We start from the raw sequence: 24,119 nt of genomic DNA, 5'->3' as shown, positions 1-24,119 counted from the left end.
ATGGAAATATATGGCAACTAAAAAAGCTGGTGGTAGTTCAAGAAACGGTCGTGACTCAGCTGGACGAAGGTTAGGAGCAAAAAAATCTGACGGCCAGGCTGTAGTCCCTGGAAATATCATATACAGACAACGAGGAACAAAAATTTTTCCAGGTAAAAACGTTGGTATAGGCAAAGATCATACTCTTTTTGCTTTGACTTCAGGAAAAGTTGAATTCATATCAAAAAAAGATCGTAAATTAGTAAACGTCGTATAAACCAAGAAGTCAAATTTATATTGGGTTGGGACACGCACTAACATTTTTTGGCTTTGTTGCATGAATCGAATTTTTGATGTATTACCTCTTTTCCCATAATCTGGTCTTATACAGACGCACAGAAATTGGTTTACTAATCTCAAACATTTTATTTAAAAGTTGACAATTGATTGTCATTTCATTTTCCATATTATCTTCATCTCTCGATAAAAATTTACTACCAAAAGCATTCTTGAATCTGAAGAAGGCGTTTTCTACCCCCCCCCCGGAGTCTATATTTGTTCTTATTCCTCCTGGCATGATCTCCTTTGGTTTGTTGATACGCAGCACTTTACTGACGTTCAGTTTGTGCCTTCCTGGCAACAAGACGATTTGGGGCTTTGTTACATGAATATCCAATTGATGAAACCTTGATTCTGCCTTAACTTCAATCCAAATAAATATCTGATTTGTAAACACATAAATATAGCTTTATCGCTATATCTTTTCTGCCCCCAGACTTCCTATTATCGGCATAATCTTCATACCACCCATCACTGAGATTTTCGGCAATCATGAAACCTATTCGACCTCGATTACGCAAAATATTATTATATTCCGACCAATTAGTAACTTTAAACTTTGGGCATTTGCGGGATTTACTAAATGCTTTCTTCTTTGGAGACCGCATGTGATTTTTTTATTAAATTCCTATGGTCAGCATTATATCTACTGATCTAATATTTTGATAGTCCGGCTATTCATGCAACAAAGCCACCTACTTTAACTTGCATGACTATAATTATACTAAAAACCTTATTTTTGGTTTTTATACGTTTCTTTTATACTCCTTCTTTTACATTTCAGTAAATCTATTTTTACAGATTACACCAATTTTTTGTGCCTATATTTAGGATTTCTGGAGTCTTCTCCTATATAGTTAGTAACATAATTATGATAATCCTCATAGTTTCCTTCAAACCATGAGGCACTTCCGTCTTTATCATAAGCAATAATATGGGTAGCTATTCGATCCAGAAACCACCGATCGTGGCTTATTACAAAAACACAACCAGCAAAATCAAGGATAGCATCTTCTAGAGCTCTTAACGTATCCACATCCAGGTCATTGGATGGTTCATCCAGTAGAATAACATTAGCACCGGATTTTAACAATTTAGCTAGGTGAACCCTATTTCTTTCTCCACCGGATAACTGGCCTACCTTTTTCTGCTGAGCACCGCCTTTAAAATTAAAAGCTGAACAATAAGCTCTGCTTTTGACTGACATACCTCCTAGTTCTAAAACTTCTAACCCTTCCGATATTTCTTCCCACACTGTTTTATTATCGAACTCATTGCGGGTTTGAATTTTTACGAAATAAAACCATTATAGCCTTGTATTTAAAAGGTTTGTAGATATATTGAGTATTCATTAATTTTATTTAAGTAACCAAATAGAATGAGCAGAATTAGACGATACAACAAGCTTCCTACTGTTTTGAGAGAAGATGAATTTAACGAATTTGTCTTACCGCATCTTAAAAAAGGCACACGTGGTCCAAGTAAAAAGATATCATTTTTCAAATTATTTAATTACATTCTTAAACTCATGCATACTGGTTGCCAATGGGAACAGATACCAATAGACAAAAATAAAGACGGCATGCCAGAAATTCACTATACTAATATCTATAATGCTTTTAAGTTCTGGGTTAAGCACGGATGCTTTGATAAGATTTTCGAAGCTTCGGTGGCAAGGTTATTTAAAGCTGGAATGCTTGATACTGATATATTACATGGTGATGGTACTTGTACTTCTGCTAAAAAAGGGGTGACAACTTAGGGTATAATGGTCATAAACACACTAAAGGAGACAAGGTTGTACCGTTTTGTGATAGAAACTGCAATGTTATTGCGCCTTTTGTTACTGCTCCGGGTAATAGGAATGAAGGAATCCTGCTTACTCCTGCAATATCAAACTTAAAAAAGATTGTAAAACTAATAGGTATAGATCTCAAGGAAAGTACCATGAGCTTAGATGGTGTATATAATTCACGTAAAAATCGTAAAGCAATTTTTAATCTTGGCATGACTCCTAATATGCCAGAGAATAAAAGGAGTCGCAAGAAATCTAAGCGAGGAAGAAAGCAAACTTTTTGCCGGAAAATCTTTAAAGAAAGGTTTAGAACGATAGAGAGAATATTTGCCTGGGAAGATAAATTCAAACGGTTGTTACTGAGATTTGAATTCCACAGCATAAACCATTATGCTCTGAAAACTATAGCCTACAGCATGGTTAACCTGCGGCATTTTTGTGGATAACGGCTAAGCATGGATTAAACAAGGTGCGGATGAAGCTAAAGGGAGAATACTGCCCAAATTGCCAAAAATTAAGCAATTTGATTATAAAATCATCAAAAATTCCAATACAAAAGCTGCAGTTCCAAAATCTTATCGACGAGAATAAAAACCCACCCGTTTTTAAACTATGAAACCAGCAATGAGTTCGATATCCCTAATATGTTCCATCAACTTACTAAGCTAACATGATTTATATTATGTTATAACTGCAGAATCTTATTAGATATAATTACTATAAGAACGCCTCCCAGTAACACGCAGAAAATTTTACAAAAAAATTAGAAAAAATAAACTAAAGAATTAAGTCTTTTAGTTGTTTGAGATGTATTATTGGTTCAACGGAATCTTTCAAGTCATGGCTAGCCGCACAAAAAACTCTTTTAAAGCCAAGTTTTGAGGCCTCCTTAATTCGAGCCTCAGTTTGGGCAACTTTCCTGACCTCCCCGGAAAGCCCTACTTCTCCAAAAAAAATACTTTTTGCTGGTAGGGATTTATTAGCAGCAGCAGAAATAAGAGCAGCAACTACTGCTAAATCCGCTGCCGGATCAGTTATTTTTAAGCCACCGGCAACACTTAAATATACTTCATGAGAAGATAAATTCAAACCGAATCTTACTCCAAGTACGGCTATTATCATGGATAATCTATTTACATCCCATCCTACTACAGATCTTCTAGGTGTTGGCATAGTAGTAGGACAAGTTAGCGCTTGAATTTCAATAAGCAACGGCCTTGAGCCTTGTGTGCCAGCAAATACAGCAGTACCACTAACATTATTTTCCCGCTCCATTAAAAATAATTCAGAAGGATTGGTAATTTCAAGCAATCCAGCTGATGTCATTTCAAAAACCCCTATTTCATTAACACCGCCAAAGCGATTCTTTATTGAACGAAGGATTCTGAAATGATTATTATGGTCACCTTCAAAATACAGGACAGTATCTACCATATGTTCAAGGACCTTTGGTCCGGCAAGTTGGCCATCTTTGTTTACATGACAGGCAAGAAGTACTGTAATATTATTTTGCTTAGCGTAATTAATGAGCACATGCGCTGAGGCTCTTATCTGAGAAACTGTTCCAGGAGCTGACGATAATTCAGTGGTAGATACAGTTTGTATAGAATCAATCACTACTAAATCCAGTTTATCTTTGTATTTATCGATAGTGGAAATTATGTCTTCTACATTAGTTGCAGCAAGTAAACCTGTTTTGTTGTTAGTAATTCCAACTCTTTTAGCTCTCAGTTTAATCTGATTAGTTGATTCCTCACCTGTTATATAAAGGCAGCCAACATCATTCTGAGCGAGCTTTGAACAGAGTTGCAATAAAAGAGTTGATTTACCAATTCCCGGATCACCCCCAATCAGAATAGCAGATCCACTAACTAATCCACCACCAAGAACTCTATTTAATTCTTCAATAGGTGTTTTAACCCTCATGGTTTCAACTACTGCATCGCTTAAAAAATCTAATTCCTGCGCCGTGCCAGTTTTGGGAACAATAATTTTACTACTGGAAGCAAGCTCCTCGGTAATTGATCCCCACTGACCACAATCAGGACATTGACCTAGCCATTTATTAGAAACGCTACCGCAGTTATTACAGGAAAAAACTTTTTTAATTTTGCTCATATCTTACTATTATTAACCTGCTGTTACCGTAAACTTTTTCCTTAAGCAGATGCAAGTTTGGAAATTTTTCTAAAACCAGTTTAGCAGCTTTTTCCATTTCCATGGCAATAATTGCATTATTCTCTAACCAATTATTCTTAATTAGGCAGGTTAGGGTTTTTACGCATAAGTTATTATAGTAAGGAGGATCAATGAAAACAATATTATATTGCCTATTAGATTTCGGCAGAGAAGAAGCATCAGCTAATTGACAATAGATATTATTTTTCTCCCCTATTTTATCAGCAAACTTTTTAATCAGCTTGAGATGTTCAAGATTATTATCAATTAAGGTCGCATTTTTGGCCCCTCGAGACAACGCTTCAAAGGATAATATTCCTGTACCAGCAAATAAATCCAATGTTTGAGCATTATCTAGCGGTTTAGAATTAAAAAATTCGCCAGAGACTATTATGCTAAATAGCGCTTCTCGAAGTTTGGCAGTAGTAGGTCTATATTCTGAGGCCTTGGACGTTGGGATTATTCTGTTCTTGTGTTTCCCAGAAATTATTTTCATCTTACGTTATTATTACAATTAAGAACGCTGATTAATTAAGGATTTTGGAAGAATTGGTTGCGGGGGCTGGATTTGAACCAACGACCTTCAGGTTATGAGCCTGACGAGCTACCAGACTGCTCCACCCCGCGGCAAATATTTTGAAAAACTTAATTCTGACTAAAAAAATTATATTTTTTGTAAGCTTCACCAGAATAATTCAGGTTTGAGCAATTATAATCGTCCTAAGCATCTGCGAATGATATATTATTTCTAAGCAAGATGCAAGTAACAATTTATAAATATTAAGTAATTTAATAATACTGCTAGTGAGACTTTCTATGAAGCATCATCGCATCACCATAACTAAAAAAGCGCATTTTATTATCTATAGCATATTTATAAAGGTTTTTCACCTCCCCCATCCCAGAAAACGCACAAACTAGCATCAATAAAGTTGATTTTGGTAAATGGAAATTGGTAATTAAGCTGTCTACTATCTGAAATTTGTAACCCGGAGTTATGAATATATCAGTTTCTTTAGCTCCGTGATATAATTTCCCATTTCGACTGAAAGATTCCAGACTCCTAAGCGCAGTTGTACCAACTGATATGATCCTTCTGTTTTCGGATTTAGCTTTGTTAATAGTTTCTGCTACTAGCGGGCTAATATACGAATATTCAGAATGCATTTTATGAGTGTAAATGTTTTCAGTTTTTACTGGTAAAAATGTGCCTGCACCAACATGTAAAGTTATAAATTGAATCGTGACGTTTTTTGCCTTGATTTGCTCAAGTAATTCCAGAGTAAAATGCAAACCGGCTGTAGGGGCTGCTACAGAACCTTTTTCACGGCTATAAACAGTTTGATATCTCTGTACATCTAGTTCATTTTTTGGCGGCCTTTTTATATATAATGGCAGAGGTACTTGGCCGTATTGATCCAGAAAAGTAAAAACCTCAATATCCCTTAGCACAAAATTTACTTCTATCTCACCAAATTCAAACTTATCAGTAATAACTAATTTATGATTACCGAAAAAGAACTCATCCCCTATAATGAGCTTTCGAGCAGGTTTAGCAAAAGCTCGCCACGAATTTTGGGTTAATGATGGCTTATTTAAGTTAATATTAATTTTCGTACCAGATTTTTCTAAAGTTATCTTAGAGTTAATTACTCTACTATCGTTGAAAACCATAACATCACCCGGATTTAAATAATCAATTATATTAGCAAACTTCACTATTTTATTGTTATCAAAGGGCAAAATTAAATTGGATTGATCACGCTGCTCTACTGGTTCGTAAGCTATTAATTCAGAAGGAAGATTAAAATCAAAATCAGAAAGCTTCATTTATCAACTCTAAATACAAAATTCTCTAGTTCTTTAGTAAAACCTTCGAAAGGACATAATTTATAAGATTTATTAATATTAGTAACTCTATTTATAGTCCCTTTGGTGGTGAAAACCTCCATCTTCCAGATGGAAAAGCTTTAGCTTGTCTAATGCGCCATGATGCGGTAGCATCATAAGTCTATGACTTACTATAACAAAAGATCACATTCAGTTTTTTATCATCGTTATCATATAGTATGGATAACGAAATATCGCTATAAGGTACTTACTTACGACATAAAAAAACGTGTTCGGGAACTAGTGTTACAGGTAGCTGAGGAAATGAGTATAAAGATAGAAAATGGCGTTGTATCAAGCGACCATGTCCATATATTTGCAAATATTCCTCCGCATATTAAAATTAGTGAATTTGTTCAGAAAGCTAAGGGAAGATCATCTAAAAGAATACAGGAAGAATTTCCGATACTAAAAAAGAAATACTGGGGTAGACATTTATGGGGCAGAGGATACTTCAGTTCAACTAGCGGTAATGTTACAGATGATATGATTAACGAATATATCAACAAACACACTGACGCTCATGAGACCGACTTTACTTCAAATATTAGGCTAGAATGAGCTTTAGCTTGATAAGCGACTTCTAGTCGCAAAGATCAAACTTTCATCTCTCAGATGAAAGTGGTTGATTAAATTTTCGTAAGTTAAACTAATAATTTAGCAGTGTCAAATAATACTGAAGGTATAAAATTCGCAGTTAGTGTTCATTAAGACAAAGCACAAGTTTCCCAAAATTAAATCTATTTTTATAAATTTATGCTGGCTAATTGATTTTTTTAGTATATAAAAAGGTTTAATTTATCAGATATAAGGATATTTGGACATTATCTAAAATAATAAAATTAATTAAGATAAAAAATATCTAACATGGTAGAATTATTCTCTTTTTTCGTAGAAAATTTATTATCCCCTCCTATATTATTTTTTTTACTAGGTATTATCTCGGGAGTTTTGAAATCAAATCTGGAAATTCCAGAACAAATTAGTAAATATCTAGCTATATACCTAATGATTGCAATAGGTTTTAAAGGAGGCGTTGTTATTTCAGAAACTACTAACGTTGATAGTAAGGCCATTTTAACTATTCTTGCTGGCATAATAGCAGGTTTTATACAACCATTTATTGGTTATTTTTTCTTAAAACATACCACTAGAATAGATAAATTAACTGCAGCGGCGCTTGCTGCTCATTATGGCTCTGTTAGTCTAGTAACATTTGTAACAGCAATTAATTTTTTAGAATTAAATTCTATAATTTATTCCGGATATATCATTTCCGTACTCTCTTTAATGGAAGCTCCCGCAATTTTAAGTGGTATACTAATAGCTTATACATCAAAGCAAAAAAATCTAGGTAACCAGAATCAATTGAAGCCTTTCCTTCTAAAGGAAGTATTTACCAATGGATCAATATTATTGTTATTAGGTTCATTTTTTATAGGATGGGTATCAGGAACTCAAGGAATGCAGAAAATGGATGGCTTTGTAATCAGCCCTTTTCAAGGTATCTTGTCACTTTTCCTATTAGATATGGGATTGCTAATTACAAAGCACTTAGCCGAACTAAAAGAGTTTACCTTAAAACTAGCTCTTTTTGGCATATATATGCCTTTAATAGGTTCAGTAATAGGAATATCTTTAAGTATTCTTATAGGACTGGACCTAGGAACAGGATTTTTATTTACAGTGTTAATTTCTAGTGCTTCTTATATTGTGGTAACTGCTGCAATGCGTACCTCTTTACCAGAAGCTAGAGCCGCCATTTATATACCAATGACTCTAGCTGTTACTTTTCCATTTAATATTACTTTAGGAATACCATTTTATTTTACTCTAGCCCAGAAATTCCTGGCCGAATAAGTAGCTTAAGGCTACTTCTCTTCATGTAAAAAAGAAAAATCTTGACTCGAATCGCCTCTCTCTATAAGCAATTAGAAATAAATTCGTGGGACATTAAGCTTAGCTAACGCACATACAGGAAACACTGTTACGTGGAGTTTTAGATACCGCTTGTAGAACGAGGGCGGGTTATATCCACATAATAAGTGGCGAAAATTGGATTTAATAAAGCTTTTTTATGAATATACTAAATCCAATAAATATAGAGCTATGCCTACTTAATATTTTTTATCAGCTCTTTAACAGCATTAACTGAAGATGTAAAATTTGTTTTCTCTTCTTTAGTTAACTCAATTTCAACAACTTTTTCTACCCCGTTCTTCCCAATAACTACCGGTACTCCTACGTAAATACCCTTTTCCCCATACTCACCGTTTAAATATGCTGCACAAGGCATAATTTTGCGTTTGTCATGCAAGTAGCTCTTAGCCATTTCAATTGCTGATACCGCAGGAGCATAATAAGCAGAACCAGTTTCAAGTAACGCTACTATTTCACCGCCACCATTTTTAGTCCGCTCTACTATTGCATCAATTTTTTCTTTCGTACTCCAACCCATTCTAATTAGATCAGGGACTGGAATACCAGCTACGGTTGAGTATCTAACTAGGGGAACCATAGAATCTCCGTGACCGCCAAGCACAAAACTAGTTACGTTCTCAACAGATACTTTGAACTCTTCTGCCAGAAAATAATTAAACCTAGCTGAATCAAGCACACCAGCCATCCCCACAACTTTATTTGCAGGCAATCCACTTTCTTTCTGCAAAACATATACCATAGCATCAAGTGGATTAGTAATGACAATTACAAATGCATCACGGGCATACTGCTTTATACCTTGTGCTACTTCTTTCATAACATTTGCATTGGTAGCAACTAAATCATCCCGACTCATGCCTGGCTTCCTAGGTATACCAGCTGTAATAATTACCACATCTGAGCCTTGTATATCTGCATAACTCCCAGTTCCTTTTAAACTGATATCTGAGCCGTCTAAAGTCTTACTTTGAGCAATATCAAGAGCTTTGCCTTTAGCTCTACCATCTGCCACATCAAATAGAACTACATCTCCTAGTGCGTTATAAGCAGAAATATGGGCTAAAGTACCACCGATATTACCACCGCCTATTAAAGATATTTTTGGTCGTTTATGCATAAAACCCTCCTATGTGAATAATTTTTGTTAAGAGTTCATCGAATTAAAGAACTCATTATTAGTTTTCGTTTCTTTAAACTTACTAAGCAAAAACTCCATCGCATCAACAGTGCCCATGGGGTTAATAATACGGCGTAAAACCCACATTTTCGAAAGTATTGCTCTATTAACAAGTAATTCTTCCTTTCTAGTACCAGATTTGGTGATATCAATGGCTGGATAGATTCTCTTATCTGCAACTTTACGGTCAAGAACGATTTCAGAATTACCAGTACCTTTAAATTCTTCAAATATTACCTCATCCATTCTCGAACCAGTTTCAATTAATGCGGTGGCAATAATAGTTAACGAACCGCCATTCTCTATATTACGTGCAGCACCGAAAAACCTTTTAGGTCTTTGTAGGGCGTTTGCATCTACCCCTCCAGTTAGAACCTTTCCTGACGATGGCACCACAGTATTATAGGCTCTTGCTAATCTAGTTATTGAATCTAATAATATCACAACATCTTTCTTATGTTCAACTAATCGTTTTGCTTTCTCAATGACCATTTCAGCCAATTGCACGTGTCTTGCTGCCGGTTCATCGAAGGTAGAACTAACTACTTCACCTTTAACAGAGCGTTGCATATCTGTTACTTCCTCTGGTCGCTCATCTATAAGAAGAACCATCAAATATACTTCTGGGTGATTAGTAGTAATTGCATGGGCAATGTTTTGTAGCAGAACAGTTTTTCCGGTTCTCGGCGGTGCGACTATTAAGGCTCTTTGTCCCTTACCCATAGGGGCCACAAGCTCTATTGTTCTTGTACTAAAATCCTTATTTTCATTATCCATCTCAAGGAGTAATTTTTCATCAGGATATAAAGGTGTTAGATTATCAAAATGAACTCGATGGTAAGCGTTTTCATTATCTTCAAAATTAACTTTACTTAGTTTAAGCAAGGCAAAGTATCTTTCTCCAGCTTTAGGCGCTCTAATCTGACCTTCTACAGTATCACCCTTTTTTAAACCAAACCGCCGTATTTGATTAGGCGAAACATAAATATCATCAGGCCCCGCTAAGTAATTAGCATCTGGTGATCTTAAAAAACCAAATCCATCAGGCAGTACTTCTAGAACCCCTTCACCGGAAATATGGCCACCTTGATCAACAATTTTTTTCAGAATTGCAAAAACTAGTTCTTGCTTTAATAAAGAACTGGCATTTTCTATTCCCAGCGCCTCAGCTTGGGATTGGAGTTCTTCTGGCGACTTTTGCTTTAATTGCCTTAACGTTACTCTCACACCGTTGCTTTCTTTCGACTCTTCCGTATTCTGTCGTTTTGTCTGTTCAGCATCTTGGGATTTTTTAGAAGAAGGGAATTCATTAATTCTGCGTGCCTTTCTTTCTTTTATTCCAGTGACCATTTCGAGCTCGGATGGCTCATTTTCTCTTTCAGGAACATTTTCTGCTACATGGTTGTTTACTAAAGCTTTGTCTTCTAAAGAAGAGGACTTTGGATAGTTTACACCTAAAGATTCTTCCGAAGGATTAAGCGGTGATTTAATAGTTTTTCTAATTTTTAAAGTTCTACTTAAGGAATTATTATCGGAAACTTTTGGATATTCGTTTTCTTCTATTGTCATTTGATTGAATTAATAATTAATTTTGGAAATTGGTTAGATTAACAAATAAGTCATTTATACAGCTTAAAAGTAATATTTATTTGGAAATTTTATTAGGCCGGCAGCAGACTAACTTTAAATGGCTAAATAGCTAACTAATACAACACTTTTAAAAGCTAGGATGTTACTCTAAGAAAGGTGAAACTCGTACACCTAAACTTAAACTCATATATCATGATAACGAATCTGAGGTGTTTGTCAAGCAAACTATATCAGTTTATTGGCAAGTTTCTTGATATGCAAAGCTTGCCTTGCGGCCAAATTATAACAATATTATCAATCTTTACCAACGCGCTATATTTAGCTTGAATTCTGTTTAGCCACTTAGCTATACTAGGCAAGCTTTGTGGGTTGGTAAACGTAGTACAAATTTGAGTTATGAGAATGAAAATATTATGAATAGTGAATCTCAAAACAAGCAATTGCTAATAATTGACGGATATGGTTTTGTTTTTAGAGCGTATCATGTACAGCCCCCTCTTATGTCGCCGGACGGGCAGCCAGTAGGAGCTATTTATGGTTTTACTTCGATGCTTTTAAAAATAATTAATGATTTTAGAGCAGAATATGCCGTAGTGGTTTTAGATAGTAAAGGCAAAAATTTCCGCCATGATTTGTTTAAAGAATATAAAGCACATCGTCCCCCTGCTCCAGAAGAACTTCTTTCTCAGCTACCGATAGTTCAAAGCGCAGCCGAAGCCCTTAATTTTTGTGTCCTCTCTAAGGAAGGGTTTGAAGCAGACGACATTATTGCAACTCTGGCAAAAAATTGTACCGATGATAATGTTAAAGCTGTTATCGTTTCATCTGATAAGGATCTGCTACAGCTAATGGATGATGGGGTTAAAATTTATGATCCGGTAAAGTCAAAATTTGTCCACCAAGAGGATGTTTTAGCAAAATTTGGGGTGTTACCAAATAAGGTCAGAGAAGTGCAAGCTCTTGTCGGGGATGCGTCCGATAATATTCCAGGAGTAAAAGGCATAGGCCCTAAAACCGCCTCTGAATTAATAAATAATTTCGGGGATTTAGCAGGTATATATAACTGTATAGATCAGGTTAAAAATAATAGGCAAAGGGATTTATTGCTCAACTACAAAGCTCAAGCTTTTCTATCCTGGCAACTAGTAGGGCTAGATCAAAATGTTGAAGTTCCTTATAATCTGAATTTATTTGCGTTAACTGGTAAGCAAGAATCAAAAATTATTGAATTTATTGCAAAATATGGATTTAAATCTCTAAATAAAAGAATTGAAACTTTGTTTAATATTAAAATTGAGAATAAGGTTAATATTGAAATACCAAAGGAATTGACACTACAAGAGTTCCAACCCAAGAAAATAGCCATTAATTCAGCTCAATCCTTATCTGAGTTAAAAAACAAAATAGAAAGGTTTGGTTTAGTAGCAGTAACTTTAGAAGAAAATGATTCGCATATAACTGTTTCTATTTCTTTAGAAAATCAAATTTACTTGCTTAATTATAATCCGCACAAATCAACTTATGCAGTAGATTTGTTTTCTTATGCAAAAAATGATTCTACAGTATTAGACCACAACAATTTTATTGACGAATTATTTGCAAATTACTCTATAAAAAAAATCACTGCTAATTTAAAAAATTTATATAAAAATTTTTCTGGCCCGTTAAATAGCTTCGAAGATTTAAACCTTATGGATTATTGCCTTTCTGCAGGTAGCAAAGAAAAATCCATTCATGAAATAATAAATTATTATGCCGAGAAAAATATCGATAAATCTTTGCCTGATATAAGCTTATCCCAATATTTTCTTGAATGTTATAGCGAAATGCAGAAACAGCTTTTTAGGCAGAAAACGCTGCATTTATATAAAACGATTGACTTACCTTTATGTAGAATTTTGCATAACATGGAAGCTTACGGTATTAAAATCGATATCACGTGTTTACAAAAATTATCAACTGAGTTTCAAAAAGAAATAGAGATGCTTGAAAAAGAGATTTTCTCATACTGCGGGCAAGAATTTAATATTGCATCGCCAAAGCAACTTGGTGGGATTTTATTTGATAAGTTGCAGTTGCCGTTTTCAAAAATATCCGGTAAATCGAAAACCTATGGCACCGGTGTAGAAATTCTCGAGAAGTTAAGTGATGAAGGATACGAAATTGCTGACTTAATTTTAAAATACCGACATTTAACAAAACTAAAAAATACTTATACTGATGCTTTGCCTAAACAAGTTGATCCCATAACTAGTAGGTTACATACCACTTTTCTACAAACATCTACTACAACTGGACGTTTAAGCTCAAATAACCCAAATGTTCAGAATATCCCAATCCGCACGCCAGAAGGTAATAACATCAGAGCTGCCTTTATTGCTCCTGCAGGGTATAAATTAATTTCGGCAGATTATTCTCAAATAGAACTCAGAATTTTAAGTCATGTAGCAAATATACAGGCTCTTAAAGAAGCATTTACAAAAGGAGAGGATATCCATAAACAAACTGCCAGTCAGATTTTTGGCGTAGAAATGGCTAAAGTAACACCAGAGTTAAGAAGAAGCGCGAAAGCAATTAACTTTGGGATTATTTACGGTATTAGTTCATTTGGCCTTGCGAAAAATCTCAATATTACTAAAAAAGCTGCAGCAGACTATATAGCAAAATATTTTCAGGAATATCCAGGTATTGAAAAATATATGGCAGATACTATTAATTTTGCCCGCCAAAACCTTTATGTAGAAAATCTGCTTGGCAGAAGATGTTATATTCCGATGATTAATAACAAAAATCATAGTTTGCGTTCTTTTGCAGAAAGAGCAGCTATAAATGCTCCGATGCAAAGCCTTACTGCTGATATTGCAAAGATGGCAATGATTGCCATAGATAGGAAATTACAAGCAAACTTACTAAAAACAACAATGACTTTACAGATTCATGATGAATTGGTATTTGAAGCACCTCTATCTGAAGTTGAATCAGTAACTAAATTAATAAAATCTACCATGGAAAATATAATTGCCTTGGATGTACCGATTAAAGTAGATATATCTCATGGCGATAATTGGCAAGAAATATAGTTTTATTTAATATTCGTTATTCCTTATCTTGGATGCCACCTATTGGCTACTTTTTTTAAAAAGCTTAAATATCACTTATATGTTTGCCTTCAAGTAAAGATTTAGCTCCACTATTTAAGTGTTTTTCGATAAAATCTGCTGCCGACTTATTTAATTCCCCGATTTTGGTTAAAATCTCATCCCGATTATTAGTATATATAATATTCTGCAAAGAATTTATTAAAGCCATAATGGATTCTTTTTCGTTAATATTTAAAATATCAGGGGTTTCATTCATAGCTTTTGTGATTCCTGCAATTACATTCTGCGCATCAATTCGAGTTTCAGTCAAAAGCCTAATTTTATAATCTTCTTCAGCATTTTTAAAAGCATTCTCCAGCATATTATTTATTTCTGTCTGGCTTAATCCATAGCTAGGTTTTAATTCAATATTTTGAGCTATTCCGCTAGTATTTTCCTTGGCTGTAACAGATAAAATACCATCGGCATCAACAGCAAAAGTTACTTCTATTTTTGCCATACCTGCTTTCATAGTTGGAATATTTTTTAGTTCAAACCTAGCAAGAGACCTACAATCTTGTACCATTTCCCTTTCTCCTTGCACTATATGAAATTGCATACCGGTTTGGTGATCCGCATAAGTGGTAAAAGTTTTAGTAATAGAAAAAGGAATCGGAGTATTACGCATGATAATCTTTTCAGCAATACCGCCATATAACTCCATACCTACTGATAGAGGTAAGACATCTATCAGTAGCGAGTTCCGGATAGAAGCTAAAGACAAATTTTCTGCTTGGAGAGCAGCTCCAATAACAACGGCTCTATCAGGATCAATATCAGAGAACACCTCAACGCCAAATGATCTAATTAAATTTTGAGCAATAAACGGTATCCTTGTTGACCCCCCAACTAGTATTATACCGTCAAGTTTAACATCAGCGTCAAATAAAGTATCTTTAGCTATTTTAATTGTTCTATTAATTAGTAGCGAAATAAGATTTTCAAAAACTTCCCTTGTAATTTTAAACTTTTTACTACCAAAATTTAGGAAAGCGCTATTTTGGAATGATAGGAGCTCTTTAAGCTCCTTTGCCTTCAGATATAAAGCCGGTTCTAAACTAATATTTAGTTCTTTGGCAATATGCTCAGCTAAAATATGATCTAAATCGTCACCGCCGAGCAAATTATCCCCTCCTGTGGCAATAACCTGCAAAACTCCTGCTTCCATGTTTAATATGGAAACATCAAAAGTACCCCCTCCAAGATCGTAGATCATATAAGCACCTTGGGATTTTTTATGAAATCCGTAAGCATAAGCCGCTGCCGTCGGCTCAGCAATAAGTCGTAATACGTCAAAGCCAGCAATTTTAGCAGCTAGCATAACCGCCCCCCTAGATGCATCATCAAAATAAGCTGGAACTGATACAACAGCTTTACTTATAGCTGTTCCAAGCTCCTGCTCTGCATGTTCCTTTAAGAATAAAAATATCTTTGCTGCTAATTCAGGAAAACTATACTTCGTAGTGCCAAATGTAACTTTCGGCATAGATGAAGTATGATCTACTAACACAAAATCTGATAATATTTTATCCAAAACTTCCGTCGATTTAATTTCTTCGTATGATTTAGAAAGAAGCCTTTTGATGGAAGAAATAGACTTTTTCTCCCCTCTATTTTTGCCTATTAAAAATTTTTCTAGTTGGTCGTCATAAAATATAACTGATGGTAAAAGGCCATTTTTTCCTACGGAGTTAATTATTTGCGGATTGTTGTGCTTGGAATAAGCAATTAAAGAGTTAGTAGTGCCAAAATCGATTCCTACTACTATTTCTTCTTGTAAATCTCTTTTTCCAGGTTCTTCAATTTCAATTATCTGCATTCTTAATCTTTAACTTTATATTGTTGACTAAATTAGTAAGATACTTTAGCCGCACACTAAGATCAAGAGCTTGTTTAATATTATTTTCTGAAAAAGCAATACCTATATCATGCACCAGTTTTTCACAAATTGCGATTTTATCCTTTTTAATGACATATAAACTTGATAAATTACAGCTGAGGCTTTCTATTGATTCATATTCTTCTAGTATTTCTTCCAGTTGGGCAGTAGATAAAACTGACTTTAATTTGTCATCATCAAGGATTTCACCTTTGGTTTTTAGAATATATTCAGCCCTTAAATAGTCATCTTTTAAAACTTTAAAAGCTGCGTTAGAAAACATCGAGTATTCAGCATTTTTATGACGCTGTAGTTCATCTTTTGCCTTGTCGGGGTGGTATTTCTCCTGCAAAGCTAAATATTGTTTTCTTAAGCGCGTTTGGTCAATAATGTAATTTTGCTCTATATCAAATAATTCGAAATAATTCATTTTAAAATCGCAATTTTTAACTCACTATAAATTATTTATGTAATAAAAAGAAATCAATATTTGCTTTTGTTTTGTTCGGATCAGAAAAGTAGCAAATTAGTTTAGATAGTCCAAACAATAGCAGAGACTGATTAAATGTTTACATTTAAGATTTTATACATTAATTTAGGCTTAATTATTTAAGCATCTGTAGCTCAGCTGGATAGAGCGTTGCCCTCCGAAGGCAGAGGTCGTTGGTTCAAATCCAATCAGATGCACCATTTAATTGGATAATTAAAAAATATATGTCAGAAATATTACTTGGTAGACAAGTATCATATAAAAGCGATTACGATAATTCATTATTATTTCCTATAAAAAGGAGTCTAGGTAGAGCCAAGATAATTAAGGAATCATATCTGCCTTTTAATGGTTATGATTTATGGAGCTGTTATGAGCTCTCCTGGCTCGATTCAAAAGGCAAACCTGAAGTAAGAATTATGTATTTTGTGGTATCGGCAGATTCAGAATTTTTAATAGAATCAAAATCTGTTAAATTATACTTAAACTCTTTTAATAATACTAAATTTGCCACTCAAGAAGAAGTATACAATCTGATAAAATCCGATCTAAGCCAGATAGCTGGTTCGCCGGTAAAAGTGTATATAAACAAACTAAGTCATTATAAAAATCAACCACTTAATATTTTTGAAGGGATTTTACTTGATGAGCTTCCTGTAGAAATTTCTAAGTACCACGTTACTTCTGAATTGCTAAAAATAGATTTAAGCAATCAAGAGCAGATTGTAGAAGAGATTTTATATTCAAATTTATTAAAATCTAATTGTTTAGTTACCGGTCAACCTGATTGGGCCTCTATCCAGATCAGTTATAAGGGTAAAAAAATAGATCATCGATCTCTGTTAGAATATTTAATTTCTTACAGAGATCACAATGGCTTTCACGAAGAATGTATAGAACATATATTTGTTGATATATTAGAAAATTGTAAACCGGAAGAATTGACTGTTTTTGCAAAATATACCAGAAGAGGAGGGGTTGATATTAGCCCCTTCAGAACTAACGTGAGCCTAAAAAACACAGAAGTTATCAAAATTCGTGATGTAAGGCAGTAATGATATAGAATGTACAGTGTAAGTTAATATATAATTTACTTAAGTTAATTATGATATATCAACAGAGTTTTACAAAATGTCCAAAAGCAAAAAACCAACAAAAATATCTGATGTAAAAGAAACTTCAGCAAGATCTATAAACTCAGCAAAATTAGGTTCTCAAGGTTCAGAAGAAGGGAACGATAACTTAACAAATAAAAATTTAAATCCTCCCTTTAGCTTTGTAACTGATGATGTTAAAGAAAAAATGGAAAGTTTTATGAAAGCCAGCATCGGGTCTATGTGTAGCCCACAGGCTGGAAACAATGATGGAAGAAGTATAATAGATAATATGATAACAAAATTATCTAATAATATAAGACGAGGTTTTGAACAGAATATGGAACTGGGGCAGGAAGTTTTAAAGTGTAAGACAGCAGCAGATTTTATCGAATCTCAACGCAAAAATTTTGAGATAAATTACAAAAATGCAATAAAAATATACGATGACCTTTTTTATGATGTAAAAGCTTTAACTAATAAGAACCTAAAGGGCATAAAAACATAAATAGGTGATACCTCTTAAAATTCTGTAAAGTAGAAAATATTTACGGTATGCTTTTACCTACCGTTTTACCAATATATAAAAGGACAGCACCTTATTTTTGCTGCCATGTTTTGCTTTTATTAGTTTAGAGTTTTTATGAGTCTCAGCAATGTGAATATTACAACAATAAAAATACACCCATTTTATTTGCGATACACTAAACTCTACTCAAGCTCTTAAAGATTTTTCTATTCCTGACTCTTTAAGGTTTTCATAAGTCTTATATATATTTATTTGTCATTGCCAATTTTGAAATTTCTGCATAATTCATTTACTTAGCTTCTTTAAATAATAAAAGTTATTAATAGTGATTATTTTTATCATGTCTTCTCTCCAGTACAGATTCAACAAATTCTATTGAGCTAAATCGTAATCCTTAAATTCATTGATATTTTCAAACCACCTCATTAGATATGGCCTACGATGTTATTTTTCCTCTTTTTTTAGGGTTTTGCTATGCGTGATTTATATTATTTAGCAACCTGACTTTGACTCGAAGAACGAGATTTTGGAGAAAAAGTCTGTGATGATCCTTTACTACTGATATGTCCTTCAACAGAAGATGTTACGACTGCTCCTACTAGTTCCTTTAGACTCTTTTCAGTTGTTATTTCACCCTGCACGGTCTTTTCTTTTTTAGCGATGTCGCTACCTACCAATCCTGCAATAAACTCTTTTACTACTGATAAGAAATTAGGATCTTTTGATCGAGATGGGTCTAAATATATCCCCCCTGAAGCAAGTCCGACAGTGGTATAGCTTGTATTTTGATAATATTCTTTAGTAAGACCGGTTCTGGTAACAGAAAAATAACCTGAATCCACTCCTCCGACTAATTCCGCCCTTTTTTCTTTTAAGATATCAGCCACTTCAATTCCACCATGCTCTTTTTTTATTTCTAATATGACTTCTTTCAAACTTTCAAATATCAAAGCAGTATCTTCTTTTCTTTTTCCTTTCTCTCCTCCAGAAAATAAATTATATCCAATACCTTGTGCTACTTCATGAATCTCTTCTAACTCAGCTTTGCTGAAGTGGTAAGAGTCATTCATTTGTTTTGCTATTCTGCCGATTAGTTCCTCTGTAATTGCTCCGTCAGGTAAGTATATACCTCCCGAAACTAGTCCTGCAGTAGTATATTTCGTTTTTTTATGAATATCTGCAGCAAGCTCACTTACCAGTTCCGGTAGGTTTTCTCTATTTACCAAACCATGAGCAGTAATTTCTGGATTTTCTTTTAAAAAAGCTTGTATAGCCATTTGGCATGCTTCTCTTATCATATATCCGTCTTTACCCCGATTAGCACCCTGGCCGAATAATTTTTCTGTAACTTGATCAGCAATAACATTAGCAGCGAGTTTGGCCTGTATATTATTACTATCATTCCTATTCTCATATAATAAAGTCATGATAGCCCCCGTTGTCGATAGATCAGAGGTATTATTATAAGTACTTGATGCTACCGGGAAAGACTTGTACTTTACGATATCCGGATTTTGACTAGTAAGATTTCTTAATTCTGCGCCCATAGGAGAGTCGCTTATGTATAACTCTTCTATATTTTTACGTAATAATTTAGGGTCTGACGTTAGATCCCCTAAATATTCTGCTCTAGAAATAATAGAATCCGTAATTAAATCCATCATATATTTTTGATTTTTCTTTTGCAAATCAGACATATCAGAGTCAAAAGTGGCAGAAGTTAAGTTATACGATTCTCTTAAAGCCATTTCGTCACGTGGTAAGACAGTTCCCCTAAAATCGGTATTTTTCAAATTTACGCCAGCCATTGAGGTCACACCGGATAAATCTATTCCCTGAAGTGAAATATCAGATAAGTCAAGAGCATATGGCATCGGCCCTACTACTTTTGCACCTTTTAATGAAATTGTACCGCTCTTGAGGGCCGGTATGAGGCTTTGAAACGTTATTCCATCTAGTTCCGTATTGCTAAAATTTACATTTTCAAAAGTCGCTCCGGTAAAACTAGCATTAGTGAATTTAGAACCTTCAAATGAAACATTAGTGAATTTGCTATTAACAAAACTATTATTTATATCTATATTCTCTAGTTTAACTTGTTTTTCAGGGCTACCAATAGTTACCCCGTCAAATAATATATTTCGCTCTATTAAGGCAGTTAATTCTTGTTTTTTGCTTATGTCATCCCCAGCAACAATAACTGCTTTTGCAGCATCGCTCAAGGAAACACGGACACCTTCTGGAGGAGGGCTCACTTCTATTATGGCTTCAGGGATACGATTAATAACTTCCTGTTTACCGATTCCATCTCCAAATACCCAACTGCCTACTATCCCTAGAACTGCTCCTTTTGCTTGGCTATCGAGAGCTTTGTTAGCAAGGAATTTAGCTCCTTGGGCTACCATAGCAACTCCACCTTTCTGATAACCTTCTATAACTTCTCTAATTGATTTCGGGTCTTTCAATAAATTAGCAGCCAGTTCCCCTATAGGAAGATTACCGGTGTAGGTCTTAATAGCCGGATAAGAATCTACTATCGCGGTTACTATTTTGCTGAAGCTCTCCTGATTATCCCTCATATACTGAGCAAAATTTGGATCTTCTTCAATCATCCGGCATGTATCCGTAGCTAATCCTAACCAATCCCCTTTTTTGTGTTTATCTAAAAGGCCTTGGACTCTGGGAATATTCTTTTCGCTCATAATATGGGTAAATATCTCAGCTACTTCGTCTTTTACCCCATAGCTTTTCATACCCATAGCTTTATCTACTAGAATACGTTTAAATAATTCGCTATTCTCAGTAAAATATTGTTTTAAATCCTTATCTTCTTGAATCATTCCTAAAAACTCTTTTCCTATATCAGGATATTTGCCCTTTTCATAAAGATCGATAAGGCTTATTAATTTATCAGGATGTTTAAGCAAGTTAGGAACAATTTTATATAAATCGCCTTTAAGTTCATATCCTTCTAGCCCCGGCGTGGTTTTAACAATTTTATCAATAACTCCAACAAATAAATCCTGATTATCTTTAAAATACTGAATAATTTCAGGTTTATCTTTTGACAGTACTAATAGCTCCTTAACCATATCGGTATAACGCCCCTCACTGAATTGGCCATAAACGCTCTTTAAAGTCTTTGGATTATTAAGGAGTATTGGCACTATACTGGTAATTTGTTGTAAATTCTCAGGTTTTAAACCATATGCACTTAACTGGCCTTCTATACCTTTCTGTGCTTGTAGCGATTTAACAATATAATTCTGTAGCGCAACTCCCTTGGTATTTATGTAATCAGAGAACCCCTGGCTCTGCATTAAATCCAGGATATTATTGATTGTTTTATTCATATCAGGGGTAGTCTTTCTTGATTCGAGCGCTATTTCCTTTAATTTTCCTTGCTCTTCTTTGCTAGTAAGTACGTTACTTAAAGCTTTTAACCCTTTACTATCTAATATATTACCCTCGGCAAATTCTGGAAATTTAAAATAATCAAGAACTTTACCAATTTGGGGCAATTTTTCTCCCACATATCCTATAAATTTCCAAGTATTGTCATTGTTTAACAATTTTTCTTGGAAAGTTGGAGCTTGAATTATTTCTGGAGATTTATACAGGTTATATAAGCTTCCAATATATCCGGGGTTTCTTATGGCAAAACCTATTGCTTTAAAAATTGTTCCTAAGCTTAAACCTGGAGCTTGGGTAACTTCTTGCCCATTAACTATTTTTGTTACTGGGGTATAATCTTTTAAAACACTATCTATTAAACCATTTTCTTTTCCAGAAAAGATATGATTTAAAGCCTCAAATGCTTTTTGAGATCGTGCTTTTTTTGCTGGATCTTCAACTTCTAAAATATCTGCTTCTGCTGTTTTCATAGCGATTTATATAAAGTTAATTCGTTATTTAAAGATTAGCATTAATATAATTTAAATAACAAGTTACAAGTTATATAACCGAAAGATATAATTTAGAGGCAGAAATTGAGATTAGCGGAGCTTATAAAGAAATTAGCGCACGATAACTCAAGATAGAAGAAGTTAAAAAGAAACGCAATTTGTGGCTTAAAACCCACACATATGACCTGCTTGCAAGAATATCTCCAAGCAATATGTATAAATTATAGTCGTATATTACTTTTTTAAGTTAAGTACCCAGGGTTTTTAACTACAAAATCTCTTGCTTTTGCTAGATCCTCTTTAGTATCTACCGAAATTGGAATCTCGTTAGAATAACAAACTCCTATTGTCATTCCATTGTCTAAAGCTCTTAATTGCTCTAGGTTTTCACTTTTTTCATTTTCACTTTGCTCTAGCAAAACAAATTTTTCAAGGAGAGGAGCTTTAAAACCGTAAATTCCTACATGATAAAGAAATTCTGAAGCTCCACTTGGTACAAGAGACCTAGAAAAATAAAGAGCCTTATTGTTTTTATCTATTACTACTTTTACATTTGAGGGAGAACCAGCAATATCCTTACCAACTTTTACAACAGAGGTCATTATATCAAATCGTCCAGTTTTTAGGCCTTCGATGATTTTAGGAATTATTGCCTCATCAATAAAAGGCATATCCCCTTGCACGTTTATAACGTATTTTATGGCAGTGGAATGAGGGAGCTTCTTAAAAGCCTCGTATACTCTATCAGTCCCGGTTAAGCAATTCTTGTCTGTCATTATTGCAGAAAAACCTTTGCTTGTTACAAGAGAGAATATTTCTTCTGAATCGGTTGCAACAAAAACTTTAGCAACCGCTATTCTGCTTACCTTAGAGACGACATGCTCGATCATGGTTTTGTTCCCAATCATTTGCAATGGCTTATTTTCAAGTCTTGTGGAAGCAATTCTGGCAGGGATTATAACTACAGCATCCGAATACATTTTGGTTCTAAACCTTTTCTACAAAAATAGTTGTTGACATATTATGGTTTTTCCACGATAAAGTAAAACACATTTTATGAGTTTAATGTATTGAAAAGCGTTGAATTTTCGCATTTTTTCTTAGAAGATGTATTTACAATTTAAACATTGGTGAGCGGTAACAGTATTTTCATATAAACAGATAAAAAATCTGCTTGGTACTTATAAATATTGTATTTTGTGAGCCCGTAGCTCAGCTGGTAGAGCACTTGACTTTTAATCAGGTTGTCCCGGGTTCGAATCCCGGCGGGCTCACCATTGTTAAAATTTTCTCATATTCCTCGTAGTTCGAAAATTCTATTATATCCTTTTCTTGAAGTTGATTTTTAAACCAAGTAACCTGACGTTTGGCATACTGCCTGGTTCTGGTTTTAGCTATCTCCATGGCTTCATCTTTAGATATCCTATTTTCTAAATAAGATATTATTTCTTTTACGCCAAGGGACTTCATGGCTAAAGCGTTTATGTTGCATTTTTCATTAAGTAAGCTTTTTACCTCTTCAACTACGCCCTTTTTAAACATTTGTTCTAGTCTGTTATTACACATTGAATATAAAAACTGCCTATCTGGTAAAAGTAGGATAGCCCTAAAGCTAAAACCCTCCAATAATTTGGTATTACTTTTTTGGTAATATAATATGGACTTCCCAGTTTGCAGGAAAACCTCATAGGCTCTAGCTACTCTTTGTGAGTCCTGAGCATTTAAAACATTAACGATTACAGGATCGGTTTTTTTTAATAACTCAAAAAATTCATTGGAATCTAATGATTGCTGCAAACTTCTCACCTGCGCGCGGACCTCTGGCTCTATATCCGGTATATAGCTAAATCCTTTTATTAAAGAATTAATATACATTCCGGACCCACCAACTAATATAGGCAGTTTCTTACGGGTAGATATTTCCTTGATTTTTTCTGCCGCTATCTGAGCATATTTTGCTACGGAATATTCCGAGTTAATATCAAGGAAATTATATAAATGATATAGCAGTTCATTTTTCAATTCCAGAGAAGGAGAAGAAGTAATAATAGGTAATGATTTATATAATTGCATCGAATCGGCATTAACTATTTCGCCGTTATTTTTTTTAGCAAGTAAATGCGCAAATTGGGTTTTACCGCTGGCTGTTGGGCCGCAAACTACTATTACCTTATTCATTTTTTAGATTACTAA

22 protein-coding genes and 3 tRNA genes are annotated in these 24,119 nt (G+C 34.3%); 9 read left to right on the top strand and 16 right to left on the bottom strand.

Going from position 1 to position 24,119, the window contains the following annotated elements; translation table 11 throughout:
• The first annotated feature begins 10 nt into the window (after positions 1 to 10).
• Complete coding sequence (gene rpmA / locus N3Z16_RS03680) at positions 11 to 256, top strand: 50S ribosomal protein L27 (RefSeq protein ID WP_223939604.1); 246 nt, start codon at positions 11 to 13, stop codon at positions 254 to 256.
• 81 nt (positions 257 to 337) lie between these two features.
• Here rpmA and N3Z16_RS03675 read toward each other — a convergent pair whose 3' ends face one another.
• From N3Z16_RS03675 to N3Z16_RS03665, 4 genes are all read right to left on the bottom strand, one after another.
• Positions 338 to 619 carry a hypothetical protein gene (locus tag N3Z16_RS03675; RefSeq protein WP_282486772.1) on the bottom strand — a complete coding sequence of 94 codons (282 nt, stop codon included), beginning with the start codon at positions 617 to 619 and terminating at the stop codon, positions 338 to 340.
• A 20-nt stretch (positions 620 to 639) separates the two neighbouring features.
• A complete protein-coding gene (locus N3Z16_RS10915; RefSeq protein WP_410519635.1) occupies positions 640 to 717 on the bottom strand; it encodes a hypothetical protein in 78 nt (25 codons plus the stop codon).
• Complete coding sequence (locus N3Z16_RS03670) at positions 684 to 812, bottom strand: hypothetical protein (RefSeq protein WP_282486770.1); 129 nt, start codon at positions 810 to 812, stop codon at positions 684 to 686. The genes N3Z16_RS10915 and N3Z16_RS03670 overlap by 34 nt, the downstream gene beginning before the upstream one ends.
• 308 nt (positions 813 to 1,120) lie before the next feature.
• The gene (locus N3Z16_RS03665) at positions 1,121 to 1,606 is read right to left on the bottom strand and encodes an ATP-binding cassette domain-containing protein (RefSeq protein ID WP_410519634.1); all 486 of its coding nucleotides are present in this window, start codon (positions 1,604 to 1,606) and stop codon (positions 1,121 to 1,123) included.
• Between the two features lie 90 nt (positions 1,607 to 1,696).
• Here N3Z16_RS03665 and N3Z16_RS03660 point away from each other — a divergent pair, with 90 nt between their 5' ends.
• Positions 1,697 to 2,080 carry a hypothetical protein gene (locus tag N3Z16_RS03660; RefSeq protein ID WP_282485819.1) on the top strand — a complete coding sequence of 128 codons (384 nt, stop codon included), beginning with the start codon at positions 1,697 to 1,699 and terminating at the stop codon, positions 2,078 to 2,080.
• A 10-nt stretch (positions 2,081 to 2,090) separates the two neighbouring features.
• Here the strand turns inward: N3Z16_RS03660 and N3Z16_RS03655 are convergent, their stop codons facing one another.
• From N3Z16_RS03655 to queA, 5 genes are all read right to left on the bottom strand, one after another.
• A complete protein-coding gene (locus N3Z16_RS03655) occupies positions 2,091 to 2,495 on the bottom strand; it encodes a hypothetical protein (RefSeq protein ID WP_282485820.1) in 405 nt (134 codons plus the stop codon).
• Between the two features lie 395 nt (positions 2,496 to 2,890).
• Positions 2,891 to 4,231 carry a DNA repair protein RadA gene (gene radA, locus N3Z16_RS03650; protein WP_223938946.1) on the bottom strand — a complete coding sequence of 447 codons (1,341 nt, stop codon included), beginning with the start codon at positions 4,229 to 4,231 and terminating at the stop codon, positions 2,891 to 2,893.
• Complete coding sequence (gene rsmD / locus N3Z16_RS03645; protein ID WP_223938945.1) at positions 4,218 to 4,787, bottom strand: 16S rRNA (guanine(966)-N(2))-methyltransferase RsmD; 570 nt, start codon at positions 4,785 to 4,787, stop codon at positions 4,218 to 4,220. Before rsmD ends, radA begins: the two co-directional genes overlap by 14 nt.
• Positions 4,788 to 4,841: 54 nt before the next feature.
• A tRNA-Met gene (locus tag N3Z16_RS03640) sits at positions 4,842 to 4,918 on the bottom strand.
• 174 nt (positions 4,919 to 5,092) lie between these two features.
• Entirely contained in the window at positions 5,093 to 6,121 is a 1,029-nt protein-coding gene (gene queA, locus N3Z16_RS03635; RefSeq protein WP_223938944.1) for a tRNA preQ1(34) S-adenosylmethionine ribosyltransferase-isomerase QueA, read from the bottom strand.
• Between the two features lie 183 nt (positions 6,122 to 6,304).
• Between queA and tnpA the strand changes: the two genes are divergently transcribed.
• Positions 6,305 to 6,742 (top strand): IS200/IS605 family transposase, encoded by a 438-nt coding sequence (gene tnpA / locus N3Z16_RS03630; protein WP_282485546.1) that lies wholly within the window; start codon positions 6,305 to 6,307, stop codon positions 6,740 to 6,742.
• A 306-nt stretch (positions 6,743 to 7,048) separates the two neighbouring features.
• A complete protein-coding gene (locus tag N3Z16_RS03625) occupies positions 7,049 to 8,041 on the top strand; it encodes a sodium-dependent bicarbonate transport family permease (protein WP_223938943.1) in 993 nt (330 codons plus the stop codon).
• A 253-nt stretch (positions 8,042 to 8,294) separates the two neighbouring features.
• On the opposite strand, the gene mdh is transcribed toward N3Z16_RS03625, so the two are convergent.
• A complete protein-coding gene (mdh, locus tag N3Z16_RS03620; RefSeq protein WP_223938942.1) occupies positions 8,295 to 9,239 on the bottom strand; it encodes a malate dehydrogenase in 945 nt (314 codons plus the stop codon).
• A 27-nt stretch (positions 9,240 to 9,266) separates the two neighbouring features.
• Entirely contained in the window at positions 9,267 to 10,868 is a 1,602-nt protein-coding gene (rho, locus tag N3Z16_RS03615; protein ID WP_282486767.1) for a transcription termination factor Rho, read from the bottom strand.
• Between the two features lie 434 nt (positions 10,869 to 11,302).
• On the opposite strand from rho, the gene polA reads away from it, so the two are divergent.
• Complete coding sequence (gene polA / locus N3Z16_RS03610) at positions 11,303 to 13,969, top strand: DNA polymerase I (protein ID WP_282486953.1); 2,667 nt, start codon at positions 11,303 to 11,305, stop codon at positions 13,967 to 13,969.
• Between the two features lie 64 nt (positions 13,970 to 14,033).
• On the opposite strand, the gene hscA is transcribed toward polA, so the two are convergent.
• Positions 14,034 to 15,848 (bottom strand): Fe-S protein assembly chaperone HscA, encoded by a 1,815-nt coding sequence (hscA, locus tag N3Z16_RS03605; protein ID WP_282486766.1) that lies wholly within the window; start codon positions 15,846 to 15,848, stop codon positions 14,034 to 14,036.
• A complete protein-coding gene (gene hscB / locus N3Z16_RS03600; RefSeq protein ID WP_282486764.1) occupies positions 15,835 to 16,338 on the bottom strand; it encodes a Fe-S protein assembly co-chaperone HscB in 504 nt (167 codons plus the stop codon). The genes hscA and hscB overlap by 14 nt, the downstream gene beginning before the upstream one ends.
• A gap of 183 nt (positions 16,339 to 16,521) precedes the next feature.
• On the opposite strand from hscB, the gene N3Z16_RS03595 reads away from it, so the two are divergent.
• The 3 genes from N3Z16_RS03595 to N3Z16_RS03585 all read left to right on the top strand — a co-directional run bounded on the left by N3Z16_RS03595 (position 16,522) and on the right by N3Z16_RS03585 (position 18,000).
• Positions 16,522 to 16,598, top strand: a tRNA-Arg gene (locus N3Z16_RS03595).
• A gap of 24 nt (positions 16,599 to 16,622) precedes the next feature.
• Complete coding sequence (gene queF / locus N3Z16_RS03590) at positions 16,623 to 17,453, top strand: NADPH-dependent 7-cyano-7-deazaguanine reductase QueF (protein WP_282486762.1); 831 nt, start codon at positions 16,623 to 16,625, stop codon at positions 17,451 to 17,453.
• A 76-nt stretch (positions 17,454 to 17,529) separates the two neighbouring features.
• On the top strand, positions 17,530 to 18,000 hold the full coding sequence (locus N3Z16_RS03585; RefSeq protein ID WP_282486760.1) for a hypothetical protein: 471 nt from the start codon (positions 17,530 to 17,532) through the stop codon (positions 17,998 to 18,000).
• Between the two features lie 509 nt (positions 18,001 to 18,509).
• Here the strand turns inward: N3Z16_RS03585 and N3Z16_RS03580 are convergent.
• Together N3Z16_RS03580 and N3Z16_RS03575 are read right to left on the bottom strand one after the other, a co-directional pair.
• Entirely contained in the window at positions 18,510 to 21,905 is a 3,396-nt protein-coding gene (locus N3Z16_RS03580) for a pentapeptide repeat-containing protein (RefSeq protein WP_282486758.1), read from the bottom strand.
• A 263-nt stretch (positions 21,906 to 22,168) separates the two neighbouring features.
• On the bottom strand, positions 22,169 to 22,906 hold the full coding sequence (locus N3Z16_RS03575; protein ID WP_223939244.1) for a 3-deoxy-manno-octulosonate cytidylyltransferase: 738 nt from the start codon (positions 22,904 to 22,906) through the stop codon (positions 22,169 to 22,171).
• A gap of 221 nt (positions 22,907 to 23,127) precedes the next feature.
• On the opposite strand from N3Z16_RS03575, the gene N3Z16_RS03570 reads away from it, so the two are divergent.
• Positions 23,128 to 23,203 (top strand) — tRNA-Lys (locus tag N3Z16_RS03570).
• On the opposite strand, the gene miaA is transcribed toward N3Z16_RS03570, so the two are convergent.
• Complete coding sequence (gene miaA / locus N3Z16_RS10910) at positions 23,166 to 24,104, bottom strand: tRNA (adenosine(37)-N6)-dimethylallyltransferase MiaA (protein WP_410519633.1); 939 nt, start codon at positions 24,102 to 24,104, stop codon at positions 23,166 to 23,168. The genes N3Z16_RS03570 and miaA overlap by 38 nt on opposite strands.
• Positions 24,105 to 24,119 lie beyond the last annotated feature (15 nt).

The organism is Candidatus Megaera polyxenophila, from assembly GCF_029982035.1.
GTDB lineage: Bacteria > Pseudomonadota > Alphaproteobacteria > Rickettsiales > Rickettsiaceae > Megaera > Megaera polyxenophila.
This window is presented reverse-complemented; position numbering and strand designations above follow the sequence as displayed.

Coding starts and splice junctions, on each gene's coding strand:
- radA (WP_223938946.1), bottom strand. CDS start 4,231: ATGAGCAAAATTAAAAAAGTTTTTTCCTGTAATAACTGCGGTAGCGTT.
- N3Z16_RS03575 (WP_223939244.1), bottom strand. CDS start 22,906: ATGTATTCGGATGCTGTAGTTATAATCCCTGCCAGAATTGCTTCCACA.
- hscA (WP_282486766.1), bottom strand. CDS start 15,848: ATGCAGATAATTGAAATTGAAGAACCTGGAAAAAGAGATTTACAAGAA.
- miaA (WP_410519633.1), bottom strand. CDS start 24,104: ATGAATAAGGTAATAGTAGTTTGCGGCCCAACAGCCAGCGGTAAAACC.
- queF (WP_282486762.1), top strand. CDS start 16,623: ATGTCAGAAATATTACTTGGTAGACAAGTATCATATAAAAGCGATTAC.
- rsmD (WP_223938945.1), bottom strand. CDS start 4,787: ATGAAAATAATTTCTGGGAAACACAAGAACAGAATAATCCCAACGTCC.
- N3Z16_RS10915 (WP_410519635.1), bottom strand. CDS start 717: ATGTGTTTACAAATCAGATATTTATTTGGATTGAAGTTAAGGCAGAAT.
- N3Z16_RS03585 (WP_282486760.1), top strand. CDS start 17,530: ATGTCCAAAAGCAAAAAACCAACAAAAATATCTGATGTAAAAGAAACT.
- N3Z16_RS03660 (WP_282485819.1), top strand. CDS start 1,697: ATGAGCAGAATTAGACGATACAACAAGCTTCCTACTGTTTTGAGAGAA.
- hscB (WP_282486764.1), bottom strand. CDS start 16,338: ATGAATTATTTCGAATTATTTGATATAGAGCAAAATTACATTATTGAC.
- polA (WP_282486953.1), top strand. CDS start 11,303: ATGAATAGTGAATCTCAAAACAAGCAATTGCTAATAATTGACGGATAT.
- mdh (WP_223938942.1), bottom strand. CDS start 9,239: ATGCATAAACGACCAAAAATATCTTTAATAGGCGGTGGTAATATCGGT.
- N3Z16_RS03580 (WP_282486758.1), bottom strand. CDS start 21,905: ATGAAAACAGCAGAAGCAGATATTTTAGAAGTTGAAGATCCAGCAAAA.
- tnpA (WP_282485546.1), top strand. CDS start 6,305: ATGACTTACTATAACAAAAGATCACATTCAGTTTTTTATCATCGTTAT.
- N3Z16_RS03625 (WP_223938943.1), top strand. CDS start 7,049: ATGGTAGAATTATTCTCTTTTTTCGTAGAAAATTTATTATCCCCTCCT.
- N3Z16_RS03655 (WP_282485820.1), bottom strand. CDS start 2,495: ATGCTGTGGAATTCAAATCTCAGTAACAACCGTTTGAATTTATCTTCC.
- N3Z16_RS03670 (WP_282486770.1), bottom strand. CDS start 812: ATGATTGCCGAAAATCTCAGTGATGGGTGGTATGAAGATTATGCCGAT.
- queA (WP_223938944.1), bottom strand. CDS start 6,121: ATGAAGCTTTCTGATTTTGATTTTAATCTTCCTTCTGAATTAATAGCT.
- rho (WP_282486767.1), bottom strand. CDS start 10,868: ATGACAATAGAAGAAAACGAATATCCAAAAGTTTCCGATAATAATTCC.
- rpmA (WP_223939604.1), top strand. CDS start 11: ATGGCAACTAAAAAAGCTGGTGGTAGTTCAAGAAACGGTCGTGACTCA.